Source organism: Candidatus Eisenbacteria bacterium (assembly GCA_016235265.1).
Classification (GTDB): Bacteria; Eisenbacteria; RBG-16-71-46; order RBG-16-71-46; family JACRLI01; genus JACRLI01.
On the sequence record JACRLI010000002.1, the window covers coordinates 30,548 to 55,557 of the forward strand.

General features: G+C 72.0%; 25 protein-coding genes and 1 pseudogene. 21 read left to right on the forward strand and 5 right to left on the reverse strand.

From position 1 onward, the window contains the following. The first annotated feature begins 207 nt into the window (after positions 1–207). Positions 208–600 (forward strand): peptidoglycan-binding protein, encoded by a 393-nt coding sequence (locus tag HZB25_00540; GenBank protein ID MBI5835706.1) that lies wholly within the window; start codon positions 208–210, stop codon positions 598–600. A gap of 105 nt (positions 601–705) precedes the next feature. Here the strand turns inward: HZB25_00540 and HZB25_00545 are convergent, their stop codons facing one another. After that, on the reverse strand, positions 706–1,380 hold the full coding sequence (locus HZB25_00545) for a helix-turn-helix domain-containing protein (protein MBI5835707.1): 675 nt from the start codon (positions 1,378–1,380) through the stop codon (positions 706–708). 87 nt (positions 1,381–1,467) lie between these two features. Further along, positions 1,468–2,118, reverse strand: a complete 651-nt coding sequence (locus tag HZB25_00550; GenBank protein ID MBI5835708.1) for a helix-turn-helix domain-containing protein — start codon at positions 2,116–2,118, stop codon at positions 1,468–1,470. A 210-nt stretch (positions 2,119–2,328) separates the two neighbouring features. On the opposite strand from HZB25_00550, the gene HZB25_00555 reads away from it, so the two are divergent. The 16 genes and pseudogenes from HZB25_00555 (at position 2,329) to HZB25_00630 (ending at position 16,435) form a co-directional block, all read left to right on the forward strand. Further along, positions 2,329–3,324 carry a hypothetical protein gene (locus HZB25_00555; GenBank protein ID MBI5835709.1) on the forward strand — a complete coding sequence of 332 codons (996 nt, stop codon included), beginning with the start codon at positions 2,329–2,331 and terminating at the stop codon, positions 3,322–3,324. 53 nt (positions 3,325–3,377) lie between these two features. Continuing rightward, the gene (locus tag HZB25_00560; GenBank protein ID MBI5835710.1) at positions 3,378–4,682 is read left to right on the forward strand and encodes a HAMP domain-containing histidine kinase; all 1,305 of its coding nucleotides are present in this window, start codon (positions 3,378–3,380) and stop codon (positions 4,680–4,682) included. Positions 4,683–4,768: 86 nt separating this feature from the next. Then, positions 4,769–5,809: a DHH family phosphoesterase gene (locus HZB25_00565; GenBank protein ID MBI5835711.1), complete on the forward strand. Its 1,041-nt coding sequence runs from the start codon at positions 4,769–4,771 to the stop codon at positions 5,807–5,809. 1 nt (position 5,810) lies between these two features. Next, positions 5,811–6,641, forward strand: a pseudogene (locus HZB25_00570) (TIM barrel protein). Between the two features lie 141 nt (positions 6,642–6,782). After that, the gene (locus HZB25_00575; protein ID MBI5835712.1) at positions 6,783–7,928 is read left to right on the forward strand and encodes an FAD-binding oxidoreductase; all 1,146 of its coding nucleotides are present in this window, start codon (positions 6,783–6,785) and stop codon (positions 7,926–7,928) included. Beyond that, positions 7,925–8,575: an MBL fold metallo-hydrolase gene (locus HZB25_00580; protein ID MBI5835713.1), complete on the forward strand. Its 651-nt coding sequence runs from the start codon at positions 7,925–7,927 to the stop codon at positions 8,573–8,575. The genes HZB25_00575 and HZB25_00580 overlap by 4 nt, the downstream gene beginning before the upstream one ends. After that, a complete protein-coding gene (locus HZB25_00585; GenBank protein ID MBI5835714.1) occupies positions 8,572–9,144 on the forward strand; it encodes a gamma carbonic anhydrase family protein in 573 nt (190 codons plus the stop codon). The genes HZB25_00580 and HZB25_00585 overlap by 4 nt, the downstream gene beginning before the upstream one ends. 25 nt (positions 9,145–9,169) lie before the next feature. After that, positions 9,170–9,724: a dCTP deaminase gene (locus HZB25_00590; protein ID MBI5835715.1), complete on the forward strand. Its 555-nt coding sequence runs from the start codon at positions 9,170–9,172 to the stop codon at positions 9,722–9,724. A 65-nt stretch (positions 9,725–9,789) separates the two neighbouring features. Next, on the forward strand, positions 9,790–10,470 hold the full coding sequence (locus HZB25_00595; protein MBI5835716.1) for a metal-dependent hydrolase: 681 nt from the start codon (positions 9,790–9,792) through the stop codon (positions 10,468–10,470). Positions 10,471–10,518: 48 nt separating this feature from the next. Further along, positions 10,519–10,857, forward strand: a complete 339-nt coding sequence (locus HZB25_00600) for a hypothetical protein (protein ID MBI5835717.1) — start codon at positions 10,519–10,521, stop codon at positions 10,855–10,857. 58 nt (positions 10,858–10,915) lie between these two features. After that, positions 10,916–11,392: an NADH-quinone oxidoreductase subunit NuoI gene (gene nuoI, locus HZB25_00605; protein MBI5835718.1), complete on the forward strand. Its 477-nt coding sequence runs from the start codon at positions 10,916–10,918 to the stop codon at positions 11,390–11,392. 130 nt (positions 11,393–11,522) lie between these two features. Continuing rightward, complete coding sequence (locus tag HZB25_00610; GenBank protein MBI5835719.1) at positions 11,523–13,091, forward strand: glycosyltransferase; 1,569 nt, start codon at positions 11,523–11,525, stop codon at positions 13,089–13,091. Positions 13,092–13,602: 511 nt separating this feature from the next. After that, a complete protein-coding gene (locus tag HZB25_00615; GenBank protein MBI5835720.1) occupies positions 13,603–15,132 on the forward strand; it encodes an amidohydrolase in 1,530 nt (509 codons plus the stop codon). Between the two features lie 249 nt (positions 15,133–15,381). Next, positions 15,382–15,996, forward strand: coding sequence for a sigma-70 family RNA polymerase sigma factor (locus HZB25_00620; protein ID MBI5835721.1), 615 nt, complete (start codon positions 15,382–15,384; stop codon positions 15,994–15,996). Then, entirely contained in the window at positions 15,993–16,223 is a 231-nt protein-coding gene (locus tag HZB25_00625; protein MBI5835722.1) for a zf-HC2 domain-containing protein, read from the forward strand. The genes HZB25_00620 and HZB25_00625 overlap by 4 nt, the downstream gene beginning before the upstream one ends. Continuing rightward, positions 16,220–16,435, forward strand: a complete 216-nt coding sequence (locus tag HZB25_00630; GenBank protein MBI5835723.1) for a hypothetical protein — start codon at positions 16,220–16,222, stop codon at positions 16,433–16,435. The genes HZB25_00625 and HZB25_00630 overlap by 4 nt, the downstream gene beginning before the upstream one ends. A gap of 139 nt (positions 16,436–16,574) precedes the next feature. Here HZB25_00630 and HZB25_00635 read toward each other — a convergent pair whose 3' ends face one another. Continuing rightward, on the reverse strand, positions 16,575–17,468 hold the full coding sequence (locus HZB25_00635) for an undecaprenyl-diphosphate phosphatase (GenBank protein MBI5835724.1): 894 nt from the start codon (positions 17,466–17,468) through the stop codon (positions 16,575–16,577). 170 nt (positions 17,469–17,638) lie between these two features. On the opposite strand from HZB25_00635, the gene murJ reads away from it, so the two are divergent. Beyond that, positions 17,639–19,279 (forward strand): murein biosynthesis integral membrane protein MurJ, encoded by a 1,641-nt coding sequence (murJ, locus tag HZB25_00640; GenBank protein MBI5835725.1) that lies wholly within the window; start codon positions 17,639–17,641, stop codon positions 19,277–19,279. A 94-nt stretch (positions 19,280–19,373) separates the two neighbouring features. Here murJ and HZB25_00645 read toward each other — a convergent pair whose 3' ends face one another. Together HZB25_00645 and HZB25_00650 are read right to left on the reverse strand one after the other, a co-directional pair. Next, a complete protein-coding gene (locus tag HZB25_00645) occupies positions 19,374–20,051 on the reverse strand; it encodes a DedA family protein (protein ID MBI5835726.1) in 678 nt (225 codons plus the stop codon). Positions 20,052–20,092: 41 nt separating this feature from the next. Beyond that, the gene (locus HZB25_00650; protein MBI5835727.1) at positions 20,093–21,268 is read right to left on the reverse strand and encodes a hypothetical protein; all 1,176 of its coding nucleotides are present in this window, start codon (positions 21,266–21,268) and stop codon (positions 20,093–20,095) included. A gap of 735 nt (positions 21,269–22,003) precedes the next feature. On the opposite strand from HZB25_00650, the gene HZB25_00655 reads away from it, so the two are divergent. From HZB25_00655 to bshB1, 3 genes are all read left to right on the forward strand, one after another. Next, complete coding sequence (locus HZB25_00655) at positions 22,004–22,516, forward strand: helix-turn-helix domain-containing protein (GenBank protein ID MBI5835728.1); 513 nt, start codon at positions 22,004–22,006, stop codon at positions 22,514–22,516. Between the two features lie 111 nt (positions 22,517–22,627). Beyond that, on the forward strand, positions 22,628–24,220 hold the full coding sequence (gene bshC / locus HZB25_00660) for a bacillithiol biosynthesis BshC (protein MBI5835729.1): 1,593 nt from the start codon (positions 22,628–22,630) through the stop codon (positions 24,218–24,220). Positions 24,221–24,260: 40 nt separating this feature from the next. Then, positions 24,261–25,010 carry a bacillithiol biosynthesis deacetylase BshB1 gene (gene bshB1 / locus HZB25_00665; GenBank protein ID MBI5835730.1) on the forward strand — a complete coding sequence of 250 codons (750 nt, stop codon included), beginning with the start codon at positions 24,261–24,263 and terminating at the stop codon, positions 25,008–25,010.

Below are 25,010 nucleotides of genomic sequence, written 5' to 3' on the forward strand. Positions count from 1 at the left end.
GGGGACGGTGACCACCCGCGTGCGCGCCCGGTCCGCGCGCCGGCTCCCCCTGCCCGGTTCCGCTCGGTCCCCGCCTGCCGGATCCGCCCTCCATTCTCCCTTCCTGACAGTGATTCCGCTCCCGGCCCGTGCCGGCCACCCCGCGGCACGGCTCCTGCAATTGCGGGATCCGCACCCGAGTGTTACCCCCGGGAGGACGACCAGGAGATGCGCAAGGAAGTTGCGGTGGGGTGGTGGGCGGTGCTGGCCCTGGCGATCGCAGCAGCGTGGATGCCCGGACCGGCGGCCGCCGGACGCGCGGCGGCCCGCGCGTCGGGCGAGCAGGCGTCGGTGCGCAGCGGCGCCCGCGCGCAGGAGGTGGGACGCGCCGCGGTGGCTCTGCAGAAGCTGGGGTTCTACAAGGGAGACACCGGGGGGGCATGGAGCCCCGAGCTGCATGAGGCGGTGCGCGCGTTCCAGAAGAGCCGGGGTCTCAAGGCCACCGGGAGGCTCAATCGCGACACCCGTTCGGCGCTGGGCCTAGAGCCCGCCACAAAGCAGTCCGGCAAGGGGGATGGAGCGGCGAAGGCGAGCCGCGCCTCCGGGGAGGAGGCCCCCTGAGTCGGCGCGGGGCCGCGGGCCCGTCGGGCGCGACCGGCCCCGGACAGCGCGAGGGGAGGCCCGGTGGCCTCCCCTCGCCTGGAACCTCCCCCCGCGCGGCGCCGGCTACAGGGCGGCACCCAGCGCGATCACCAGCAGCTCGCAAGCCTCCCGTTCGGTGTTGCGGAAGGTCAGCTGCGATCCGCCCGAGACGTGCACCGCGTCGCCGGCCTCGCAGGTCACCGGACGGTCCTCGAGTTGCAGCTCGAGCCGGCCCCGGAGGACGTAGAAGTACCGGGCATTCTCCGCCACCGACGGTTGGGGCGGCTCCTTGCCGGCGAACGGGCGAACCACGTGCACGGCGGCCTGGATCTCACCGCCGGGGACTCTTCGGGTGGCGATCTCGACCTGCTCGTGCGAGGACTCCAGCTGCAGTCGCTGCCGTTCGCCCTTGCGCACCATGGAGACCTCCGGCAGCGGGCTGGCCTCCAGGAAGGTCCGGATGTCCCGGCCGATGGCACTGCTGATCCGGCGCAGTGCCCCGATGGTGGGACACGCGTGGCCCCGCTCCACCTGGGAGAGGTGCGTCACGGAGTACCCGCTCAGCCGGGAAAGTTGCTGGAGCGTGAGTTGCGCGCCCCGTCGGGCGTCGCGGAGGCGCTGTCCCAGGTCCACCTGGGAGAATCCGGAAGGGTGCAGGAACTCGTCCCGGGCTGCCACGGGAGTGTCCGCGCGCGCAGCCAGGGCATCACGCGGCGGCTGCCGCAGGGGCTTCCGGGGGGGGGAGTCCAGTTTCTTCATGTGGGCCATGACCTCATCGGGGCGCAATGTCGGCGCCGCCGGGACCGGGGGGTCCCTCTGGGGTGGTGGACGTGGGGGCGTCTCACGCTAGGCAAGCTCTTCGAGGCTCCGGGCTATGAGTTCGCCGCGGCCCGGGATCCACTGGCTCTGTTCGTTCCTGACCACCGAGAGGATCTCGCACGGCGACGGGCCGCGATTGTGCATCCGGAATCGCACCGCCGGCTGTACCACGAACGCGTCGCCGGTGGAGAACGACCGGCACTCGTCACCGATCCAGACATCCAGCGAGCCTTCCAGCACGTAGAAGGTCTGCATCGCCGGGACGCAGACGGATTCCGCGTCGTCCACCGAGTCGGCGGGGTGAAGGGCGCCGCGTACCACGTGGAGCCGGCCCCCGCTGATGCCCTGCGAGATCCAGGCTCCGAGCAGGCGGGTGTTCGTGGCGTTGGGTCGCATGTCCGGCACGCTGCCCCGGACCGCCATGCGCACCTCGGGTCGCGTCTCCGGCTCCAGGAAATAGTGAAGCGTGATCCCCAGGGCCGTCGCGATCCGCGCCAGAGCCCCGATGGTGGGGCAGTTCCGCCCCCGCTCGATCTGGGATATGTGCGTCACCGAAACGCCGGCCATCTGGGCGACCGTGCGCATCGGGAGGTGGCGCGCGAGCCGTGCCTCCTTGATGCGGGCACCCAGGCGAACCACGTCGAAGGCTGGAGTATCCTGCCGAACTTCTCCGGGCATGTCGGACTCCGGGGGCGAACCTTCATGTGGCTGGCCCCGTTCCCGGGGCCAGTTTGATTATTCAACCATACAGTTTTGGCGACGATATCGCAAGCATCGCGTGTTTTCGTTGCAGGAACTGGGGGATTTCTGGCATCGTGCGGAAGCGGGCGACATCGGTGCACGCCAGCACCCTCCGCCCCGCCGCCCCACACACCTGGCAGGAGGACCATGACCCCGAGAGAGCGAATGCTGGCCGCCTGTGCCGGGGCCCGCGTGGACCACGTGCCCGCATCCTTCTGGGGCCACCACTACGAGGCCGAGCAGAGCTTCGAAGGCCTCGCCGAGCACACCATCCGCTTCCAGCGCGCGGGCGGCTGGGACTTCATCAAGATCAACCCCCGCGCCCAGTACCACGTGGAGGATTGGGGCGTGCGCTACCGCTACCCGGATCCGCCGGGCACCAAGTGCGTCCGGACGGACTTCCCGGTGCGCGGGCCGAAGGACCTCGCGAGCCTGCGCCGCCTCAACCCCGAGCGCGCGGAAGTCCTCTCAGGGCACCTGGGAGTGGTGGAGCGCGTGGCCCGCGAGTTCCCGGACGTGCCGGTGCTCATGACGGTGTTCAACCCGCTCTCGGTCCTGAAATACGCCTCGGAGTCCGAGCACGCGGTGGTGGCGGCCGCGCGGACGCACCCGGACCTGGTGCGTGCGGCGCTCGGGGCCGTTCGCGACACCTTCCGGGACTTCGCGGCGGCCGCGGTGCGCCGGGGTGCGGCGGGCATCTTCTACGCCACCACGGCCTTCGCCTCGCACGATCTCTGGACCCCGGAGGACTATGCCACCTGGAGCCGCGAGGATGACATGGCCGTGCTGGGGGCCGTCGCCGACGCCTCCCTGAACATCCTGCACGTCTGCCGCGCGCGCAGCTTCGTGGAGCGCTTCGCGGACTACCCGGTGCAGGGATGGAGCTGGGCCTCCACCGAACCGGGAAACGCCGCGCTGGGATCCACCGCATGGCTGCGCGGCGCCGCCCTGGGCGGGATCAGCCAGGAGGCCGCGCTGCAGGAGGACAGCCCCGAGGCCGCGCTGGGGGAGTTTTCCTCCGCGCTGCAGGCCACCGGGGGCCGGGGGTTCGTACTGGCGCCGGGCTGCTCCATTCCCCCCGAGACCCCGCTGGCCAACCTGCGCGCGCTGCGCGAAGTGTCCCGCCGGACGCGCCTGGCCTGAGGCGGGAGCGCGCGTTAAGTTGGCGCTGCTCCGGCCCGATACTCCATCCTGGCATGCACATCCTTCGATCCTGGGCGGCCGCGTTCTGCGCGGCCGTGGGCCCGTTTGTTCGCGTTCCGCGCGGGGACGGGCCCACGGCGGTGGCGCCGGCACCCGATCCACTCCTGGAGCGGCTGCTCGACCTCGAGCTGGAGGTCGAAACCGCGTCGCTGCGAGTCGTGACCGCCCGCGCGGGCGCGTCCGGCACCCCGCTGGCACCCACCCCTCCGGGCGGCTCGCTCGTGGGTGCCTCGTTGCCGGAATTCTGGGCCGAGGAAGATCGCGAACGCCAGGCCCAGGCCCTCTCCAGGCTGGTCTCCGCGCTGGCTTACGCCCGGATCTCGGGCTCCGCGAGCGTGCCCGGGGTGGAAATGAACTTCGTGGGCGTCGCCGGCGACACGCGCGTGGCGGAGGTGATCGTGGCCGCCGGCCGGGGCCCCGGCATGCTCCGGCTGGGCATCCGCGACGTCACCGAGACGCGACTGCACGCCCGCGAGATCGAGGAGCGGGCGGCGGCGATGGAATTCACCAACCAGTACATCACCGAGTTGAACCAGGAGCTGGAGCGCTCGGGGCGCGAGCTCGAGGAGGCGCGCGGCCGCCTCACCGAGCTCAACGAGTCGAAGTCGCGCTTCCTGGCCATGGCGGCGCACGAACTGCGCACCCCCATGACCGCGGCGAAGACCGCCGTCTCGATGTTGCAGGCCGGCATGCTCGGGCCCGTGGCGGAGCAGCAGGCGGAGGTCCTGGGGATCATCCACCAGAACGTGGACCGGCTGGTGCGGCTGGTGAACGACCTGCTGGATCTCGCGCGGATCGAGGCCGGGAAGGTGGAGTTGCGCCGGGCGGACTTCGATCCGGCCGCGGCGCTGCGCCAGTGCGCCGACCTTCTCGCCGCCGAGGCGGCCTCCCGCGACATCGCCATCCGGGTGGAAGCCGCCGGGGCGCCGGCAGCGTGGTCGGCGGACCCCGACCGATTCCAGCAGGTGGTCCTCAATCTGCTCGGAAACGCGCTGAAGTTCACCCCGGAGGGCGGCCACGTGGCCCTGTCCGTGGAGGAGACGCCGGAGGGACTGCACGTCGCGGTGCGCGACAGCGGCGCCGGCATCTCGGCGGAGGAGCTCCCGCACCTGTTCCGTCCCTTCGAGCGGCTGGACAACGAGGCCACGCGCAAGGCGCGCGGCACCGGGCTGGGGCTCTCGATCTCGCGCGAGCTGGTGGAGCTGCACGGCGGCCGCATCTGGCCGGAGAGCGCGCCCGGAGAGGGGACCACCATCCGATTCCTCCTGCCGGCGACCCGCGCCCGGCACGCCGCCTGATCCCAAGGGTTCCCCCCCGCATTCCCGCGACCGGTCTCCGCTCCGCCCGGCTTGTGCCCCGCCCCGCCCGAGGCTATTCTCCAGCCATGAAGAAAAAGAACGCCGTGCCCGGGGGCCTGGCCATCGACCGCGCCCGATGGAAGGACGTTGCGTCGATCCTGTCCGGCGCCCGCAAGGTGGTGGTGGCCACGCACATCCATCCGGATGGCGACGCCATCGGCAGCCAGGTGGGCCTGATGCGCCTGCTCCGAAGGCGGGGGATCGAGGCGCACGCCGTCCTGCCCGACGAGGTGCCGTACAACTTCCGCTTCCTGGACCCCCAGGGCGAGATCCGGTGCAGTCCCGACGGCCGGGCCGCGGCCGCCATCCGGGACGCCGACGTGGTGGCGGTGGTGGACGTCAGCAAGTCGGACCGGCTGGGCCGGCTCATGGACCCCCTGCTGGGCGCCCCGGCGCGCCGCGTGTGCATCGACCACCATGCCGAGGGCGACTTCCCGGCGCACGCCGCGATCATCGACACCGCCGCCAGTTCCACCGGGGAGCTGATCTACGAGTTGGCCCGCGTCCTCGACGGCGACCAGGCGCTGACTCCGGACGTGGCGCTGCCCCTCTACGTCGCCGTGCTCACCGATACCGGCGGCTTCCGCTTCTCCAACACCAGTCCCCGCACCCACATGCTGGCCGCCGAGCTGCTCGCCGCCGGGGTGGAACCGCCGCAGGTTCAGCACGAGGTCTACGAGAAGAACAAGCCGGAGGTGCTGCGCCTGCTGGGCATGGCCCTTTCGGGTCTGACCGTGGAGTCCGGCGGGCGGCTGGCGTGGATGATCATCACGCAGGAGCACCTGCGCGGCTCCGGCGCGCGCCCCGAGGACGTGGACGGTTTCGTGGACCTGCCCCGCACGCTGGACGGCGTGGAGATCGTGATCATGTTCATGGAACTGGCGTCCGGGAGGCTCAAGGTCAGCCTGCGCTCGCGCGTGGGGGTGGACGTGCGTCGCCTGGCCACCCAGTTCGGCGGCGGCGGGCACGTGCACGCGGCAGGCATCCTGATGGACGGGCCCTGGGCGGGCGCCCGCGAGTCGGTCCTGGCCGCGGCGCGCACGCAGCTGCGCGGAACGGCCGCCTGAAATGCGGCCGGAACTTCGCATCGGCCCCGCCGGCGTGCCCCTGTCGGCGGCTGCCCGGAGCACCGAGGCCGGGGTGCGCCGCGTGCGTGAGCTGGGCCTCGATCACATGGAGCTGGAGTTCGTGAACGGCGTGCGCATGGGGGAGGAAACCGCCGCGAAGGTGGCGGCGGCAGCCACGGAGCACTCCGTATCGCTCACGGTGCACGGCCCCTACTACATCAACTTCAATTCCCGGGACCCCGCGGTGCGCCGCGCCAGCGTGGAGCGGCTGTTCCAGACCGCGCGCGTGGGTGCGTTGTGCGGCGCTTCCAGCTTCACCTTCCATGCCGCGTTCACCCACGGGGACCCGCCCGGGGAGGTGCACGCCACCGTGCGCGCGGGGCTGCGCGAGCTCCTGGCCCGCGTGCGGGACGCCGGGCTGGACATCGAGGTCCGCCCGGAGCTCACCGGGAAGCCCACCCAGTACGGTTCCCTGGAGGACCTTCTGCGCTTGAGCGAAGAGGTGCCGGGCGTCTATCCTTGCATCGACTTTTCCCATCACCACGCGCGCCACGGCGGGGGACAGAACGGCTACAAGTCGTTCTCGACCACGCTGGGGAAGGTGCGCCGCGCTCTGGGCCGCGAGGCCCTGGGGCGGTTGCACATGCACGTGTCGGGAATCGAGTATGGCCCGGCCGGGGAACGCCGCCACCTGCCGCTGCCGGAGGCGGACTTCCTGTACCGGGAGCTGCTCCAGGCCCTGTGGGACCATCGCGCGGGCGGCTGGCTGGTGTGCGAGAGCCCGGTGCTGGAGGAGGACGCGCTGCGCCTGCGAACGGCGTGGCGCCGGATCGAGAGGGCGGAGGGGAGGCAGGCGGGGACGGCGGCGGGAACTTCCCGGAAGGGGCTCCCGGCGCGGGCAGGCCTGGCCGCCACGGGAAGCGGGGCCGAGAAGCGCGCGCGCAGGCGCGGCGGGGCGGCGTAAGGAGGCAAGGTGAGGCAGGCGGACTTCGTGGTGATCGGTGGCGGGGTGATCGGGCTGTCCGTGGCGTTCCACCTGGCCCGGCGCAAGGCCGGCTCGGTGGTGGTGCTGGAGCGCAACGCGTTCCTGGGCACCGAGTCCACGGGCAAGTGCGCGGGCGGGATCCGCCAGCAGTTCTCCACCGCGGCCAACGTGATCGTCTCCCGCGAGAGCGTGAAGTTCCTGGAGCGCTTCGAGGAGGAGACCGGGGTGCCGTGCGACTTCTTCCAGAACGGCTACCTGTTCGTGCTGGACAACGAGGCGCACCTGGAGCACTTCCGGAAGAACGTCGAATTGCAGCGCTCGCTGGGGGTGGACGCGCGGATGATCAGCGCCCAGGAAGCCCTCGGGATCGTTCCGCAACTGCGGGTGGACGACGTGGTGGGCGCAACGTTCTGCCCCACCGACGGCCTGGCCAGCCCGCACGAGATGACGCAGGGCTTCGCCCGTGCCGCCAAGGCGCACGGCGCGGAGATCCTCACCGAGGTGGAGGTCACCGGTGTCGAGATGGCCGGTGGCCGGGTGGCCGGAGTCACCACCTCGCAGGGCCCCATCGCCACCCGGGCCGTGGTGAACGCCGCGGGCCCGTGGGCCAGGCAGGTCGCCGCGTGGGCGGGCGTGAACCTGCCCGTGGAGCCGGTGCGCCGGCAGATCTTCACCACGCGCAAGCTGGCCTTCCTCGACGTGCGCTTCCCCATGGTGGTGGACTTCGGCTCCGGCGTGTACATGCACCAGGAGAGCGGCGGCATGCTGATGGGGCTCGCCGACAAGGCCGAGCCCCCGAGCTTCAACGAGAACGTGGACGACGAGTTCCTGTACCGGATGTTCGAGCTGGCGATGCACCGCATTCCCGCGCTGGAGGAGGCGGAGCCGTTCAAGGGCTGGGCCGGGCTGTACGAGGACACCCCGGACCACCACGCGGTGCTGGGCCCGGTCCCGGGCGTGGGGGGCTTCTTCCTGGCCAACGGGTTCAGCGGCCACGGGCTGATGCACGCCCCGGAGGCGGGCCGGCTGGTCGCGGGCGCGGCTGTGGGCGAGCCGCTGCCGGCGGAGCTGGCGGCGCTCTCGTTCGAGCGGTTCCAGCGCGGCGAGGTGCACGCCGAGGTCAACGTCATATGAGCCCCGGCCCCGGGGTGCAGTGCTTCCCGGTGGGTCCATTCCAGTCCAACACGTACATCGTCTCCGGGGGCGGGCGGGCGCTGGTGGTCGATCCCGGCGACGAGCCGCGGCGCATCCAGGAGGCGGTGGCCGCGCAGGGTCTCGCGGTGGAGGCCATCCTGCTTACCCACGGCCACCTGGACCACGTGGGTGCGGTGGCGGAGCTGGAGCGCGCCTTCGGCGTGGACACCCACCTGCACCCGGCCGATCGCGTGTTCATCGAGCGGCTCGCCGAAACCTGCGAGCGCTACGGACTGGAGCCCTACGAGCCCCCCGGCCGGCTGCGCGATCTCGTCCAGGGCCAGCGGTTCACGGCCGGCACGCTGGAGCTGCGCGCGGCGGAGACGCCGGGGCATTCCCCCGGCGGCGTGGTGTTCGTGGGGCCCGGGTTCGCCCTGGTGGGCGACCTGGTGTTCGCCGGCTCGGTGGGGCGCCATGACCTGCCCGGCGGGGACGCCCGCGCGCTCGCGCGCTCGATCCGCCGGGAAATCCTGTCGCTCCCGGGCCCCACCGTGCTGCACCCCGGACACGGCCCCGCGACCACGGTGGACGCGGAGCGCGCGGACAACCCGTACCTGGCGCCCGGCGCGCTGCCCGAGGAACCATGAACGAAGGCTTCGATTCCCCGCTGCCCGGGCTGCGGGTCGCGCCGCGCGTGCATCCCACGGCGTTCGTGGCACCCGGCGCCGTCGTGATCGGAGACGTGGAGATCGGCGAGCTGGCCAGCATCTGGTACGGCGCCGTGCTGCGCGGCGACAGCGACCGCATCCGCATCGGGGCCCGCACCAACATCCAGGACGGCACGGTGGTTCACGTGGACGAGGGCGTGCCCACGGTGGTGGAGGAGGAGGTGACGGTGGGTCATGGGGTGGTGCTGCACGGGTGCACCGTGCGCCGCCGCTGCCTGATCGGCATCGGCTCGCGCGTGCTCAACCACGCCGAAATCGGCGAGGGCTCGCTGGTGGCCGCCGGCACGCTGGTTCCCGAGAAGATGATCGTGCCCCCCGGCTCCCTGGTGGTGGGCGTGCCGGGTCGGGTGCGCGAGCTGCCCGACCGGCTGCGGCAGTACATGGATGGCAACTGGAAGCACTACGTGAGCTTCGGGCAGCAGTACCGTGCCCGGGGCCTGCATGACGTGTCCGGGACGGCCGCCCCGGGCTCCCGCGAATCCCGGTGACCCCCGAGAGGGTACGGAGGCGAGCATGGGCGTGAAGCCCGACTGGTGGATCCGAAAGATGAGCCTGGAGCACAAGATGATCGAGCCCTACGTGGACCGCCAGGTGCGCGAGGGCACCATCAGCTACGGGGTTTCCAGCTACGGCTACGACATCCGCATCGCCGACGAGTTCCAGATCTTCACCAACGTCAACGCCTCGGTGGTGGACCCCAAGAAGTTCGACGCCAGCTTCCTGTACCGGGTCAAGGGCGACTGCTGCATCATCCCGCCCAACTCCTTCGCGCTGGGGCGCACCGTGGAGTACTTCCGCATCCCGCGCAACGTGCTCACCTGCTGCCTGGGCAAGTCCACCTACGCGCGCTGCGGGATCATCACCAACGTCACGCCCTTCGAGCCGGAGTGGGAGGGCTACGCCACGCTGGAGATCAGCAACACCACCACGCTGCCGGCGAAGATCTACGCCAACGAGGGCATCGCGCAGGTGATCTTCTTCGCCGCCGACGGCGAGTGCGAGGTCTCCTACGCGGACAAGAAGGGCAAGTACCAGGGCCAGACGGAAATCACGCTGCCGCGGCTGTAGCGGCCGCGCCCGCGGCAGGCCGCGCACCGGCCGCGCCGCCAGCGGACCAAGGAGGTCCCCGCATGTTGAAGGTCCGATTCCTCGGTCACTCGTGCTTCACGCTCTCCGACGGGAAACACACGGTGGTGATCGACCCGTTCCTCTCCGGCAACCCCGCATGCCCCATCCAGGCCGATGAACTGTCCGTGGACGCGGTGCTGGTCAGCCACGGCCACAGCGACCACCTGGGCGACGCCATCCCGCTCTCGAAGCGGTGCAAGGCGCCGGTCATCTCGTGCTACGAGGTGGTGGGCTGGTGCGTGGGGCAGGGGGCCGAGGGCCACGGGATGCACATCGGCGGCGCGCACCGCTTCGAGTGGGGGCGGGTCAAGCTCACGCCCGCCTGGCACGGCTCGGGCATCGAGACGCCGCAGGGCGTGGTCTACGGCGGAACCCCGTGCGGGTTCGTGGTGGAGATGGGCGGGAAGACCGTCTACCACACCGGCGACACGGCGCTGTTCGGCGACATGGAGCTGATCGGCCGGCTCAACAAGATCGACCTCGCGCTGATGCCCATCGGCGACAACTACACCATGGGCCCCGAGGACGCGGTGGAGGCGGTGCGTATGATCAAGCCCAACCGGGTGGTGCCGATGCACTACGACACCTTCGAGCTGATCCGCCAGGACGCCGCCGCGTTCTCCAGGCGCGTGGAGCGCCTGGCAGACTGCACGGTCCTCAAGCCCGGCGGGACCCTGGAATTGTAGGGCAGGCATGCAACCCCGGCGCCGGCCGCGCCGGAAGGGAGGTCCAGGATGGTCCTGAAGCGAATCAACGTCGTCTCCGCTGCCAGGATCTCCGGGGTGATGGGGGCCTGCGCGGGGCTGGTGGTGGGAGGCGTGGTTTCCGTGTCGATGATCGTGGGAACCTCCTTCTCGCTTCTCTCCCGCGGTACGTCCGGCTTTGGCGGTGAAGTAATGACCCTGGGAGTGTTCGCGGTGCTGGGGCTGCCCCTGATGTACGGTATTCTCGGTTGCATCTACGGGCTGGTGGGGTCCGCCGTCTACAACTTCCTGGCCCCGCGTGTGGGCGGCCTCGAGGTGGACATGGAGCCCGCCCCGGGGCCAATTGACAGGTCCGACCCATCCCCCTAAGCTGTAGCCTGACAAGGGCCTTTCAGGCCGCGACACGGTTCACAAGGAGGCTACTGCCTTGATCGGCGCGCTGCTCCAGGGCTTGAGCGTCACCTTCCGGGAGATGTTCAAGAAGCCCATCACGCTCAAGTACCCCGAAGAACGGATGCCGATGTTCCCGCGCTTCCGCGGGCGGCACCACCTGCAGCGCTACGCCAACGGGCTGGAGCGCTGCGTGGCGTGCAAGCTGTGTTCGGCCGCCTGCCCCGCCGACGCCATCTTCATCGAGGCCGCGGAGAACAAGCCGGGCAACCGCGTCTCCCCGGGCGAGCGCTACGCAAAGGTCTACGAGATCAACATGCTGCGCTGCATCTTCTGCGGCTACTGCGAAGAGGCCTGCCCCGAGGACGCCATCGTCCTGGGCAAGGAGTACGAGTTCGCGGAGTACTCGCGCGCCGCGATGATCTACACCAAGGACAAGTTGCTGGACGGGCCGGAGAAGGGTTTCTCGGAGCCCTACGTCCGCTCGGGCGGCACTCCTCCATCCTACGCCTGAGCGCGGGCGCCGAGGACTCACGACCGGGCCCCACGGTCCCGCGCGGAGTCCGCGCGGGACCCCAGGCCGCCGCGCACCATCCCGGCGTGCGGGGTCCGGTTTCACCCCATCCGCGCGCAGCGGGAGCCCCATGCCGTTCGTGCCCGCGCTGATCTTCGCGATCTTCGTCGCGTGCCAGGCAGTGCTGGTGGCCGTCGGCGCGCACCGCCTGGTGCTGCTGTGGCGGTCCAGGCACGGTCGTGCCGCGGCCGGGGCAGCCGGGCCGGGGGCCGGATGCCTTTCCGGGGGCCTCTCCGGCGATCCCCACGCGTTTCCCCCGGCCGCCTTAGCGGGCCTGCCCTCCGTGACCGTGCAGCTTCCGATCCACAACGAGCGCTACGTGGTGCGCCGCCTCATGGAGGCGGTCGCGGCGATGGACTACCCGCGTGCGCGCCTCGCGGTGCAGGTGCTCGACGACTCCACCGACGACACCACCGGGGAGGCGCGCGCCTGCGCCGCGGCCCTGCGCGCCCGGGGATGTGACGTGGGCGTCCTGCACCGGGCCCACCGGGCGGGCTACAAGGCGGGCGCGCTGGAAGCGGGCCTCGAGGTCGCCCGCGGGGAGCTGATCGCGGTGTTCGACGCGGACTTCGTCCCCCCCGCGGACTTCCTGCGGCGGGCGGTGCGCGCCTTCGACGACCCGCGCGTGGGGATGGCGCAGGCCCGTTGGGGACACCTGAATGAGCCCTACTCGCTCCTGACGCGGGTGCAGGCCGCCTTCCTGGACGGGCATTTCCTGGTGGAGCAGCGCGCGCGCAGCCGCTCGGGCGCCTGCTTCAATTTCAACGGCACCGCCGGGGTGTGGCGGCGCGAGGCGGTGATGGACGCCGGGGGCTGGCAGCACGACACGCTGACCGAGGACCTGGACCTCTCGTACCGCGCGCAGCTGCGCGGCTGGCGCTTCGTGTACCTCGAGGACCTGGTGGCCGATGCGGAGCTGCCGGTGGAGTTGAACGCGTTCAAGAGCCAGCAGCACCGCTGGGCCCGTGGTTCGATGCAGACGGCGCGCAAGCTGCTGCCCCGCCTGCTGGCTTCGCGCGAGACGCCGGCGCGCAAGTTCGAGGCGTGCTTCCACCTGCTCGGCAACCTGGCCTATCCCGCCGCGCTGGTGCCCGCGCTGCTGATGCTGCCCCTGATGTGGCTGCCGGGCCGGGATTTCGGCGCGCCGCCGATGCAGGTGGCGCTGGCCTACGCCTTCACCACGGCGGCGTTCGTGGGCTTCTTCGCGGGCGCGCTCGCCGCTCGCGCGGGAGATGCGCCGCGGCGGTGGCTGTGCCTGCCGGCGATGATGGTGGTGGGCATGGGCATGTCGCTGAACGCCACGCGGGCGGTGTTCTGCGGGCTTTCGCGCGCGGCCCGGCCGGGCGACGAATTCCGTCGCACCCCCAAGTGGAGCGTGCGGGGCAGGACCCGGCCCGGGGGAGGGCGGCGCTACCGCGCCCGGCTCGACCGGTGGGCGCTCGCCGAGCTGCTGCTGGCAGTCTACTTCGCATGTTCCTGCGCGCAGGCCGTGGACCTGGGCCGCTACGAGGCGGCCCCATTCCTGGGCCTGTTCGCGGCGGGCTTCGCCTACGTGGGCGGCTGCTCGACGCTGGAGAACCTCCGCAGCACGTTGTTCCGCAAACGTTTGGACTCGCCAGCGGAGGCGGTGGCGGCCTGACGGTCCGGCCGAATTCCCGGCTCCCGGTGTGGCCGAATGCGACGGGGATACCGAAGTGGCCACCCTGGGCCCGCGCTCCCGCGCGTGCGGGGAGCGGTCTCCTCGCCTCGGTCCCGCATCCCGGCCTCGCCGCGGGCGACCGTCACTTTTGCGGAAATCGAACGGATACCGCCTTTCCGGTCGGGGCAGGTTCGCGGTGGATACTCCCGACTCACCTTTTCCCCGTTGACAAGGTTTCTGCCCTCCCGGAAACTTACTCATGTCGGACTCAACATGTGAGCGAAGCGAGGTTGCCTGTTCCTTCGGATCCGGCCTTGCCACCCAGAAATTAGCGAAGCGGACGTGCCCTTTGTTAGCCGGGTGGATGAGTAGGACCGGACCCCGCAGGTGATGGGTAGCCTCCTTGAATTTGGACTGCCGTGAAGCGTGAGCTTTGCGGCGGTTCGCATTTTCGGGCCGGACACCGGGCAGGGAGGATCTCATCCGACGCACGCGACTGGTGAACTGCGGTGTGTGGACCGGCTGCGGGGACGCGAGGTGGGCCGCGGGGATCGGGTTCGAATCCGGGCGCATCGTCGAGGTGCACCGGGATCCTCCCGCGGGGCGCGCCGGGGACCTGGACCTCGGCGGCCGTGCCGTGCTCCCCGGCTTGGTGGACTCCCACGTGCACCTGCTGCCGTGGGGGCGCCGCCTCGCGTGGCTGGACCTGCGCGACGCGTGCGGCCTCGACGATGTCCGCGCGCGCCTGGGCGGGCGCGCCGCCGCGCTGCTTCCCGGCCAGTGGCTCTTCGCCATGGGCCTGCACCCCGATTCGCTCGGCGTGGCCCGCCCGCACCGCCGCGCGCTGGACGACGTCTGTTCCGGGCACCCCGCCTACATCAGCACCCATGACACTCACGCGGCGTGGGCCAACACCGAGGCCCTGCGCCTCGCGGGGGTGGGGCGGTCCACGCCCGACCCGCCGGGCGGCCGTTTCGAGCGCGACGCCGACGGCGAGCCCACCGGCATCCTGTTCGAGACCGCGCGCCAGCCGGTCACCGCGGCGATTGGCGCCCCCGGCCCTGCGGAGGATCGCGAGGCGCTGTTGCGCGCCCAGCGCGAGGCGCACCGGTTCGGGGTGGTGGAGGTCCACAGTTTCGAGGGCGCGGGGGAGTGGGAGGCGCTGCGCGGCTTGCGGGCCGGCGGCGGGCTCACGCTGCGCGTCACGCACATGTTCCCGCGCGAGGAGCTCGAAGCGCACCTGGATGCGGGCGCCCGCACCGGGGAGGGCGATGAACGGCTGCGCACCGGCTGCCTCAAGCTCTTCGCCGACGGCACGCTGGGGCTGCGCACCGCCCGGATGCTGGAGCCGTACGCCTCCGGCGGCACGGGCGAGTGGGCCACGCCCCCCGGGGAGCTTCGGGAACTGGCGGTGCGCGCCGCGAGGGCCGGCCTGGGCACCGCCATCCATGCCATCGGCGACGCGGCGGTGCGCGCGGCCCTGGAGGCGCTGGAGGCGGCGCGCCGCGTCGCGGACGTGCCGCTTCGGGTGGAGCACGCGCAGATCGTCTCCGGGTCCGACCTGCCCCGCTTCGCCGCCTCGGGCATCGCGGCTTCCATGCAGCCGGTGCACTTCCTGACCGACCGAGTGCGGGCGCTGGCGGAGTGGGGCGGGCGCTGCCGGCTGGCCTACGCGTGGGGCGTGCTGGCGGCGGCGGGAGCCGAGGTCTTGTTCGGCACCGACGCGCCGGTGGAGCCACTGGACCCGTGGGCCACGCTCGCCGCGGCGGTGCGGCCCGGCGACGCGGGCAGTCCCGCGCACGCGCCGGAACGTGCGGTCCCCCTGGGGCGCGCGCTGGACGCCATGACCGCAGCGCCGCGACGCGTGATGCGGGCCCTGCCGGGATCGCTCGCGCCGGGCCTTCCCGCCGACCTGGTGGTGGTGGACCGCTCTGCACGCGACCTGGAGGGTGGCGCGGACCTCGCCACCGTGCGCCCGGTGCTGGTGCTCGTGGACGGCGTCGCGGTTCACGCGGAGGGACCGTTCGCCGGGCTCTCGTAGGGTCGCCTGCCGCCGACGCGGGATCCCGCGCGGTGGCGCGCGTCGCGCCTCCGGCGGCGCATTTCCGCGGGCCCGCGAGCGCCCCGGCGCCAGCCCCTGATGAGATCGGTGTCCCGGCGCAGACGCTGTGCTACACTTGCGGGAAGTCGAATCCGTCGCCCCATTGTCGCATCCAAACTTCCAGTCGGAGGATGGATTCGGCACCCGGGAACTTCCCCTTACCCGAGCCGTGGAGTTCCGTCCCTGCGCATGGCTGAGTTCGCAAAGCTGACCGATTTCGAGCTGGTGGACGTGGTGCGCGGCGGGGAACAGGCCGCCTACCGCTTCCTGGTGCAGCGCTACGAGGGCAAGATCTACAACCTCGCGCTGCGCCTGCTGCGCCAGCCTGAGGACGCGGAAGACGTGCTGCAGGAGACCTTCCTGTCCGCTTACCGCGCGCTGCCGAACTTCAAGGGTGATTCCCAGTTCGGCACCTGGCTGTACCGCATCGCGACCAATTTCGCGCTGATGAAGCTGCGCGGGAAGAAGCCGGTGTTCATCTCCCTGGACGAGCCCCGGGACGATGACCAGGCCCCCATGGAGCTCACGGACTTCAGCGCCAATCCCCTCGCCGACGTCCTCGACAATGAGCTGCGCAAGAAGATGGAGGAGGCCATCGGAGGGCTTCCCGACGACATGCGAACCGTTTTCCTCCTGCGCGACATCGAAGGATTGAGCAACTCCGAAGTGGCCGAGATCCTGGACCTGAGCGTGGCCGCCGTGAAGTCGCGGCTCCACCGGACCCGCCTGCAGTTGCGCAAGGACCTGTCCAGGTACTTCAGCGAGCGGCACGACGCGCGCGCGCAGAGGACGATGAAGCAATGAAGTGTCTCGACGTTCTTGCCCGGCTTTCCGACTACCTGGACCAGGAAGTCGCGGGCGAGATCTGCAAGCAGCTCGAGGAGCATTTCAGCGCCTGCGAGCATTGCCGGCTGGAGGTCAACACCCTCCGGCGCACCGTCGAGCTGTACCACACCATCCCGTCGTCCACCGTTCCCGGCGAAGTCGAGGAGCGGCTGTTTCGGGTCCTCAAGATGGACAGGGTCGGATGATCGAAGCGGACGATCCCTTCGTGCTGCGGTTGTGCCTGCGGCTCAAGCAGATGATCGCCTCCTGTGCGGAGTGCCGACGGGATCCCACGCTGGCGTGCGCGCTGCGTACGCTGGGGCGCGACCTCCCGGAAAGAAGGCTGCCGCGCGGCGTGCGGCTGCGGCTGCACGGCTCGATCGGCGCGGAACTGGGCAAGGGGCGCAAGGGGCGCTGAGGGCGCCGGTCGCGGCGGGAGCGGAGACGCGTGAGGGGCGGTCCCCGGTGGGGCCGCCCCTCACGCGTTGCACCCCCGGGACCGGGCTGCGCCCGCGCGGCGGGCTCGCCCGCCGCCTGCCGCGCCCGGCACCCCCGCCTCAGGGCGCGTGCGCCGCGCCGCCCGGGGCCGGCGCGACCGCCCCGGAGGCGGGCCGCGCCGCGCCTTCGCCGGCATTCAGCGCCGGGTGCCCGGCGAGGAACCACACCACGACGCCCGCGGCCAGCACCCAGCGGTAGACCACGAAGGGTGTGAAGCTCGCCCGTCGCAGGTAGCCCAGCAGGAGCTGGATGCTCACCAGGCCCACGAAACCCGCCACCAGCGTGCCCAGGATCAGCGTCATGTGCGGCGGCTGCTGGAGCATGTGGCGCATCTTGAGCAGCGCCGCGCCCGCGATGATGGGGGTGCTGAGCAGGAACGAGAAGCGCGCCGCGTCCTTGCGCGTGAGGCCGAAGGCCAGCGCCAGGCTCATGGTGATGCCGGCGCGGGACACGCCCGGCACCACCGCCAGCCCCTGCGCCAGGCCGATCAGCAGCGCCTCGAGGAAGCCCAGGGACTCCATGTTGCGCGTCTTGCGCCCGGTGCGGTCGGCCCACAGCAACAGCAGCCCCACCAGCGACAGCGTGCCGGCGATCAGCAGCGGGTGGCGGAACTCCGACTCGGCCCGGCTCTCCAGCAGCAGCCCGATCACCGCGCCGGGAATGGTGGCCGCCAGCAGCTGCCAGAACAGCCGGGCGCGCTCCGGGTCGCGACGCGCTCCGATCCCCGCGAGGCCCATCAGCAGCCAGTCCTTCCCGAACACCAGCAGCACCGCCAGCAGCGTGCCCAGGTGCAGCGACACGTCGAAGGTCAGGCCGGGGTCGCGCCATCCGAGAAACCACGGCGCGAGGATCAGGTGCGCCGAGGAGCTGATGGGCAGGAACTCGCCGAGGCCCTGGACGGCTCCCAGCACGACCGCCTGCCACCAGGGGACGAGGTCGAGGTTTTCAAGCATGAGGATTCCTCGATGGGGGGAGGGTGCCCGGGCCGCGGCGGCCCGGCGCAGGCGGCCCGGGCGCGGGGCGCGATGGGGGCGCACCCGGCGTCGAAGCCGGTGAACCGGGGCACTCTAGCACGCGGGCGGTCGTTTGACACGCGCGCGGCCCAACCCCGATATTTCCTGCCATGTCCTCGAGCGACGTCTCCGACGCCGTCCCCGCCGCGCCGCATCCCCCCGCCGGCCGCGACTCGCGCCTGGCCCGCAACGCGGGCCAGGTCTCGGTGGCCACGTTCCTGAGCCGGATCCTGGGCCTGGTCCGCGAGCAGGTCCTGGCCGCGCTGTTCGGCGCGGGCCTGGCCACCGACGCCTTCAACGTGGCGTTTCGCATCCCCAACCTGCTGCGCGACCTGTTCGCCGAGGGCGCGCTGTCGGCCTCGTTCGTGCCCACGCTCACCGGCTACGTGGCGAAGGGTGAGCGCCGCGAGGCCTTCCGCCTCACCAGCCTGGTGCTCAACGGGCTGGGGGTGGTGCTGCTGGGGATCTGCGCGGTCATGATCCTCTTCGCCGACCCGCTGGTGCACCTGTTCGCCCCGGGTTTCGGTGCCGTGGCCGGCAAGCTGGAGCTCACCACTTCGCTCACCCGCTGGATGATCCCGTTCCTGCTGCTGATCGCGTGGGCCGCGGCGGTGATGGGGGTTCTGAACGCGCACGAGCGCTTCTTCCTGCCCGCCGCCGCGCCCATGGCGCTCAACGTGGGGATGATCGCGGGTGGCGTGGGGTTGGTGCCGGTGGCGCGCTGGCTGGGTTACGAGCCCATTTACGGGATGGCCTGGGGCGTGCTGCTGGGTGGCCTCGGGCAGTGGCTGGTGCAGCTGCCCTCGCTGCACCGGATCGGCTACCGCCACCGCTGGGAAGTGGATTTCACACATCCCGGAGTGCGGCGGATGATGGGCCTGATGCTGCCCGCCACCGTGGGGCTGGCGGCCACGCAGGTAAACCTCCTGGTGAACACCGTGATCGCCTCGCTGCTGGTCCAGGGCAGCGTTTCGTGGCTCTCCTACGCATTCCGGCTGATGCAGCTGCCCATCGGGATCTTCGGCGTTTCGGTGGCCACCGTCACGCTGCCGGCGGTCTCGCGCGCCGCCGCGCTGGGCGACATGGATGGCTTCGCGCGCAAGCTCACCGGCGGGCTGCGCCTGGCGTTCTTCCTGACGCTGCCCGCCACCGCCTGGCTGGTGACACTGGCGCCGCAGATCATCGGCCTGCTCTACCAGCGCGGCCGCTTTCACGCCCACGACACCGCCATGACCTCGCAGGCGCTGTGGTGCTACGGGGTGGGGCTGTTCGCCTACGCGGCGGTGAAGGTGCTGGTGCCGGCCTTCTACGCGCTGGGCGAGACCCGGGTGCCGGTGCGCGCCAGCTTCCTGGCGGTGGGGGCGAACATCGTGCTCAACCTGCTCCTGATGCACCCGCTGCAGCATCGCGGGCTGGCGCTGTCCACATCGGCCACCATGATCGTGAACTTCGGCGCGTTGCTGTGGGCCATGCGCCGGCGTCTGCCGCAGCTGCGGGTGGGCGAGCTGGCCGGCCACTTCTCGCGCGTGGCGCTGGCCTCGGCGGTGTTCGCCGCCGGCGCGTGGGGCGCGCTCCAGGGCCTGCTGCGGGTGTTTCCGGGGCACGCGTTCCACGAGCACGTGGTGGTGCTGGCGCTGGCGTCGCTGGCGGGCACGACCGGCTACGTGGCCGCCGCCGCCGTGCTGCAAGTGGAGGAGCTGGGGACGGTGCTGGGGCTGGTCCGGAAGCTGGTCCCCGGCGCGAAGGGCTGAGCCCCCGCGCCGGGCCCGGGCCCATGCCCCGGGCTCTCGTCGGCCTCCGGAGATCGGGGCCGCGGTGGGTACCCGGGGAGCCGCGAGAGGTTCGCTACCGGTTCTTCGCCGCGCCCGGCGCGGACGCCTTCGCCGCCCTCTCCGCCGCCTCCACGCGCAACTCGTGGATCCGGTGCCACAGGAAGTAGATTCCCGCCACCAGCACCACCGCCGCGATCACCAGGTCGGCGCCATGGAAGTACCTCTTGATGTCCGGGTTCATCCACACCTTCCCGAACTTCAGCCCCAGCCACGCCAGCCCCAGGCACCACGGGAACGAGCCCGCGAAGGTGAGCACCGTGAAGGGCACCACCGGCATGCGCGCGATCCCCGCCGGCAGGGAGATGAAGGTGCGCACCACCGGCAGGAGCCGGCTGGTGAAGATGGCGGCCTGGCCGTACTTCGCGAACCAGCGGTCCGCGCGGTCGAGGTCCTTCATGCTGATCAGCGCCCACTTCCCGTAGCGCTCGATGAACGCGCGCCCGCCGGTGGCCCCCACGTAGTAGGCGGCCAGCGAGCCCACCACGCACCCGAAGGCGCCGGCCAGCCCGGACATCCACAGGTTGAACTTGCCCTGGGCCACCAGGAAGCCCGCCAGCGGCATGATCACCTCGCTGGGCAGGGGGATGCAGGCGCTCTCGATGGCCATGCACACGATCACGCCCCAGTAACCCAGGGCGCCGATGACGCCGGTGATCCACACTGCGAGTGCCTGGATGATGGCTTCCACGATGTCTCCCCGAAAGGTGTGTGCGCCGCGGCCGGCGTGCGGGTCTAGGCCCCGGACGCCCGGATGGCCGAGCTGCGCCGCCACTCGCGCGCGAAGGCGGAGAACGCGGCCCACTTCCTCCGCCCGGTCAGGAGCAGCGCCAGTTCGATGAGCGCCCACGCGAGATAGGCGGCCATCACCGGCACGTGCGAGCCGGGCCACACGAACTGGACCAGCCACAGCAGGAACAGCCCCGCCGCCTCGTGCCAGCGGAACTCCATGTTCACGATGAAGAAGAACCCGAGCAGCGACTGCGCCAGCGTCAGCCCGATCTCCAGCTTCTGCTGGTGGTCGAACACCACCGCCGTCGGGTGGCCCACCGAGAACGAGTACACGATCGGGATCAGCGAGGCGAGCACCGTCCACTCGTTGATGTTCGAGGACAGCATGTTCATCATCGCCATGGGGGCCTTGGTGACGGTGCGGGCCCACGCGAAGGCGCTCACCTTCTCGGGGAACTCCGAGAGCAGCGGCGCCACCCACTGCACGAACACGAATGCCGGGATGCCGAGCAGCACCGCCATGCCCTGCATGCTGCCCACGAACGGCTCGGCCGAGACCATCAGCAGCGCCCCGCCGGCCGCGAACACCGCCAGTGCGGCGATGCCCTTCCACGCGCCGGGCCGCGCCAGGATCCAGCGCGACACCCGCGGCAGGTCCTGCACTTCCTCGTGCTCGCGCGAGGGCACCCGGCTCACCAGCCAGAAGTAGCCCGCGTACAAGCCCAGCAGCACCGCAGCGTCCCACGGTGTGAGCGAGCCCTTGGCCAGGATCCAGATGAAGTAAGCCATCGGCGGCAGCACCCCCAGTACCTCCACCGAGTGCTCCTGCTCCAGCTGGATGCGCGCGCTCCGGAAGCCCCGCCAGCCCTGGCCCGCGCTCAGGCCGCGCACCACGAACACCATCGGCCAGCCCAGCCCCACCAGCAGCCGGATCGCGCCGGTGAAATTGGCGGTCATCAGCGAAGGATGGACCAGCCCCTTGCCGGCCTGCCACGCGATCACGCCCTCGATGGAGAACTCGGGCATGGTCTGAAGCCAGGCCAGGGCTGCCAGCGCGAGGCCCTGGGACACCACGAACTGCGAGGCCTCGGCCGCCCAGGCCAGCAGGAACGCGGCGAGCAGCACCGCCGGGAAGGTCCACAGCGCGGCGACGGCCGAGGCGGTCTCGTGTGGGATCATCGGGATGGAGTCTCCGGGTTGCCGGGGGGTCGGGCGCGGCCGGACCTGGAGCCGCGGGGAATGTCGCGAAACGGGATTCTGAACACGCGGGCCCGAACCGTCAAGCGCGACGGGAGCGCGCCCGGGGGGGCGTGCCCCGTGCGCGCCCGGAGCGCCTGTCCCGCGGGCGATCGTGGTGAGCGAGGGGGGGCGCGGGCGTCCGGCGCCATCCGATTGACGCCGCCTTCGGGCGAGGCCCATACTCGCCCCGTGACGAAACACGCGAGCGGCCCGTCGGGCCGCCCACCTTCTGCAGACCGCGAGGCGCCCGGGGAACTGGACCGGGCGCGAGAGTCCGCGTCCCAGGGCGACCTGGCCGGCGCCACCCAGGCGTGGCGCCGGGTGCTGCACCACCTGCCGGAGGATGCCAGCCGCTGGGCCGTCCTGGACGAGTTCCTGCGGGTGATGGACCACCTGCCGGGCTCGGCGGGCAGCGCCGAGGAGCTGGTGGCGCTCGAGGAGCGCGCGCTGGGACCCCTCGGCGACGACGCGCGCGTGGACCTGATGCGCCGGCTGGGCCGCTGCCGCCTCCTGCGCGGCGACCGCGAGGGCGCCCGCATCCCGCTGGAGGAGGCGTTTCGCGCCGCCGCCGGCGACCGCGCGCGCAAGGCGCTGGCCCTCGCCGATCTCGGCTGGCTCGAACTGCTGGATGGCCATCCGGACGTGGCCCGCGCCCGTTACGCCGACGGGCTGGACATGGTGCCGCCGCCGCACCCGGAGCGCTACCTGCTGGTGGCCCGCCTGGGGGTGCTGCACGCCCGCGCGGGGGACGCGCCCGCCGCCGAGTCGTGCTTCCTGGGCGCGCTGGAGCTGGCCCGCGCCGCGGGCGATCCGTGGCAGGAGGCCGCGTGCGTGGGGCACCTCACGCTGCTGCTGCTCCAGGCCGGGCGCGTGGAGGAGTGCGCGCGGCTGCACGGCGAATGGACCGTGCACCTGGCCGGCGAAGGCGCGGACCCCGCCGCCGCGTTCCGCGAGCTGGGTCACGGGGGCCCGCCGCACGCGGAGGGTGGGGGCGCCCTCGCGGGCCTTTCCGAGGCGATCGCGGAGCCGCCCCTTCCCGCCCGGGTTGCGGCCGCCGAGTCGGCGCTGCTCCGCCAGACCCTGGAAGGCGTCGCGTGGAACCAGAGCCGAGCCGCGCGCGTGCTGGGCATATCCGAGCAGTCGGTCCGCTACAAGATGCGCAAGCACGGGATCCAGCGACCGGCCTGATTTCCGCGGCCTTGTTCCCCCGGGGCGCATTCCGTATCATCCCGCAACGTGACTTCCTCGCACCGCATCCAAGAGCGCATGGCCCCTGGAACCCCCCTCCGGGCGCGCTCCGTGCGCCTTTCCGAGGCCCCGCTGCTGGGCCGGTTGTACTCCGATTGGCTGGGTGGCGACCCGGACCTGAACGCCCTGCTTTCCCCGAGTCTGGACCCGGCTGCCTGGGAGCGTCCCGCGAGCCCCGTGGCGGATCCGGCCGCGCTCGCCGGCTTGTGGGCGGCGCTCCTGGAACAGAACCGGCGCCTGGGCGCCTCGCCGGAGGCGCTCGCCCTCGGCGAGCGAATGTCGAAGGGCGAGGCCGACGCGGTCATCACCGGCCAGCAGCCGGCGCTGCTGGGCGGACCGCTGTTCTCGCTGTACAAGCTGGGCACGGCGGTGGCCCTCGCCTCGCGCGCGGGCCAGGGCTCCGCGCGGCCGGTGGCGCCACTCTTCTGGATGGTGTCCGACGACACCGATTTTCCCGAGATCAGGGGCGCGCGGCTGCCGCGCGATCTAGAGATGTTGGCCGCCGCGCTGCCCGACTCGCTCCACGCGCCGCACCGCATGGTGGGAGGGCTCGACGCGGCCGTCTCGCACGCCACCGGCGCCGAGCTGCTGGACCGCGTCGGCGGGCCGCACGCCGGGTTCGTCCGCCGCGCCTGGGACGAGGCCCGCGGGTGCGCCCGGGATCACGGTGAGCTGATCGCCGCCTTCCTGCTCGCCGCGCTGCCCCGCTGGCCGTTCCTGGTGGTGGACGCCCGGCTGCCACAGTTGCGCGCGGCTTCCACGCCGGTCTTCGACCGCTACCTGGAGCGCCGCGATCGCGTGGCGGGCGCGCTGCGCGAGGGAGCGGAGTGGCTCACGACGCGCGGCCACGAGGTGCGCATCGAGGAACGCTCCGGCGAGCACGGCCTGTTCCGCGTGGAGGGCGACCTGCGCCGCCGCTGGGAGTTCCCGGACGACCCTGCGGCGGCACGCGCCGATCTCGCGGCGCTCGCCGGGGCGGTCTCGGCCAACGTGGTGCTGCGGCCCCTGGCGCAGGACGCGGTGCTGCCGGTGCTGGCCCAGGTGGTGGGCCCCGGCGAGGCCGCCTACTTCGTGCAGGTGCGGCGCGTGGCGCACGCCCTGGAGAGCCGTGCCTGCGTGCTGTACCCGCGCCTCTCGGCGAGCCTGTGGCCCGCGGAGGCCGACGCGGTGGCGGCCGCGCCGCCGGTGGAGCCCGCGGCCCTGCTGACCGGCTTCGACTCCCAGCTGCACGCCCACTTCGCCTCCATGGCAGCGCCGGAGGTGAGGGTCAAGCTGGAGGCGTTCGAGCGCTGCCTCACCGACCATGCCCGCGGGCTGGAGGAGTCCACCCGCGCGCTGGACCCCAGCCTGGCCCAGCTCATCGAGTCGGCCCGGGGCAAGATGGACTTCCAGGTGGGACGGATGCGCGACGGCATCCTCTCCAAGGTGAAGGCGCGCCACGAGCGGCAGCACCCGCGCCTGGCGCGCCTCAAGGGCTTCCTGGTGCCGCAGGAGAAGCTCCAGGAACGCGGCATGGGACTCGCGGCGGCACTGGCGCAGTGGGGCGAGGGTGCCGGGGACCGGGTCCTGGGCCTGGCGCGGCGCCACGTCGAGGACACCCTGGCCGGCCATCCCTCGCACTACCTGGAACCGTGGGACGGATGACCCGGCCCCGCGCCGAAAAAACAGTGGAGGAGCTACCCCCGTGACCCACACCGACGCGCTGGACCTGTTGGCCTTCGGGGCCCACCCCGACGACGTGGAGATTGTCTGCGGGGGGCTGGTGCACAAGATGAGCTCCCGGGGCTACCGCGTTGGAATCTGCGACCTTACGCGCGGCGAGATGGGCTCGCGCGGGGACGGCTCCCGCCGCGAGCAGGAGGCCGAGGAGGCCCGTCGCATCCTGGGCGCCGCGCTGCGCGTGAACCTGGGGCTGCCGGACACCGGTCTCTCGCGCGCGGACCGGGCGCAACTCTCCGCGGTGGTGGAGGTGCTGCGCCGGCATCGCCCGCGCATGGTGGTGGCGCCCTACTGGATTGACCAGCACCCGGATCACGAGGAGGCCTCCGCACTCGTCACCCGCGCCGGCTTCCTGGCCGGCCTGAAGAAGTACGAGACTCCCACGCCCGAGCGCCACCGTCCCGTGGTGGTGCTCTACTCCATGTACCGCCGCCCGTTCGAGGCGCGCCTCATCGTGGACGTGAGCGGGAGCCTGGAGGCCAAGCTCCAGGCGGTGGCCGCGCACACCACGCAGACGTCCGTCTCCACCGACGACCCCACGCCCACGCGCCTCACCGGCCCGGAGTTCCTCGAGGGGCTCAGGGCCCGGGCCCGCTTCTACGGCTCGCGCATCGGCGTGGCCTACGGGGAGGCGTTCGCCTCGCGCGAGGAGCTCGGCGTGGACGACCCGCTGCAGGCCTTCGTGGGCGCGCGCGCCGACCGCCTGCTGGGATGA

Bases quoted from the DNA above. Each gene is read 5' to 3' on its own strand.
- HZB25_00540 (MBI5835706.1), top strand. From the start codon at position 208: ATGCGCAAGGAAGTTGCGGTGGGGTGGTGGGCGGTGCTGGCCCTGGCG.
- HZB25_00545 (MBI5835707.1), bottom strand. From the start codon at position 1,380: ATGAAGAAACTGGACTCCCCCCCCCGGAAGCCCCTGCGGCAGCCGCCG.
- HZB25_00550 (MBI5835708.1), bottom strand. From the start codon at position 2,118: ATGCCCGGAGAAGTTCGGCAGGATACTCCAGCCTTCGACGTGGTTCGC.
- HZB25_00555 (MBI5835709.1), top strand. From the start codon at position 2,329: ATGACCCCGAGAGAGCGAATGCTGGCCGCCTGTGCCGGGGCCCGCGTG.
- HZB25_00560 (MBI5835710.1), top strand. From the start codon at position 3,378: ATGCACATCCTTCGATCCTGGGCGGCCGCGTTCTGCGCGGCCGTGGGC.
- HZB25_00565 (MBI5835711.1), top strand. From the start codon at position 4,769: ATGAAGAAAAAGAACGCCGTGCCCGGGGGCCTGGCCATCGACCGCGCC.
- HZB25_00580 (MBI5835713.1), top strand. From the start codon at position 7,925: ATGAGCCCCGGCCCCGGGGTGCAGTGCTTCCCGGTGGGTCCATTCCAG.
- HZB25_00585 (MBI5835714.1), top strand. From the start codon at position 8,572: ATGAACGAAGGCTTCGATTCCCCGCTGCCCGGGCTGCGGGTCGCGCCG.
- HZB25_00590 (MBI5835715.1), top strand. From the start codon at position 9,170: ATGGGCGTGAAGCCCGACTGGTGGATCCGAAAGATGAGCCTGGAGCAC.
- HZB25_00600 (MBI5835717.1), top strand. From the start codon at position 10,519: ATGGTCCTGAAGCGAATCAACGTCGTCTCCGCTGCCAGGATCTCCGGG.
- HZB25_00610 (MBI5835719.1), top strand. From the start codon at position 11,523: ATGCCGTTCGTGCCCGCGCTGATCTTCGCGATCTTCGTCGCGTGCCAG.
- HZB25_00620 (MBI5835721.1), top strand. From the start codon at position 15,382: ATGGCTGAGTTCGCAAAGCTGACCGATTTCGAGCTGGTGGACGTGGTG.
- HZB25_00625 (MBI5835722.1), top strand. From the start codon at position 15,993: ATGAAGTGTCTCGACGTTCTTGCCCGGCTTTCCGACTACCTGGACCAG.
- HZB25_00630 (MBI5835723.1), top strand. From the start codon at position 16,220: ATGATCGAAGCGGACGATCCCTTCGTGCTGCGGTTGTGCCTGCGGCTC.
- HZB25_00635 (MBI5835724.1), bottom strand. From the start codon at position 17,468: ATGCTTGAAAACCTCGACCTCGTCCCCTGGTGGCAGGCGGTCGTGCTG.
- murJ (MBI5835725.1), top strand. From the start codon at position 17,639: ATGTCCTCGAGCGACGTCTCCGACGCCGTCCCCGCCGCGCCGCATCCC.
- HZB25_00650 (MBI5835727.1), bottom strand. From the start codon at position 21,268: ATGATCCCACACGAGACCGCCTCGGCCGTCGCCGCGCTGTGGACCTTC.
- HZB25_00655 (MBI5835728.1), top strand. From the start codon at position 22,004: ATGGTGCCGCCGCCGCACCCGGAGCGCTACCTGCTGGTGGCCCGCCTG.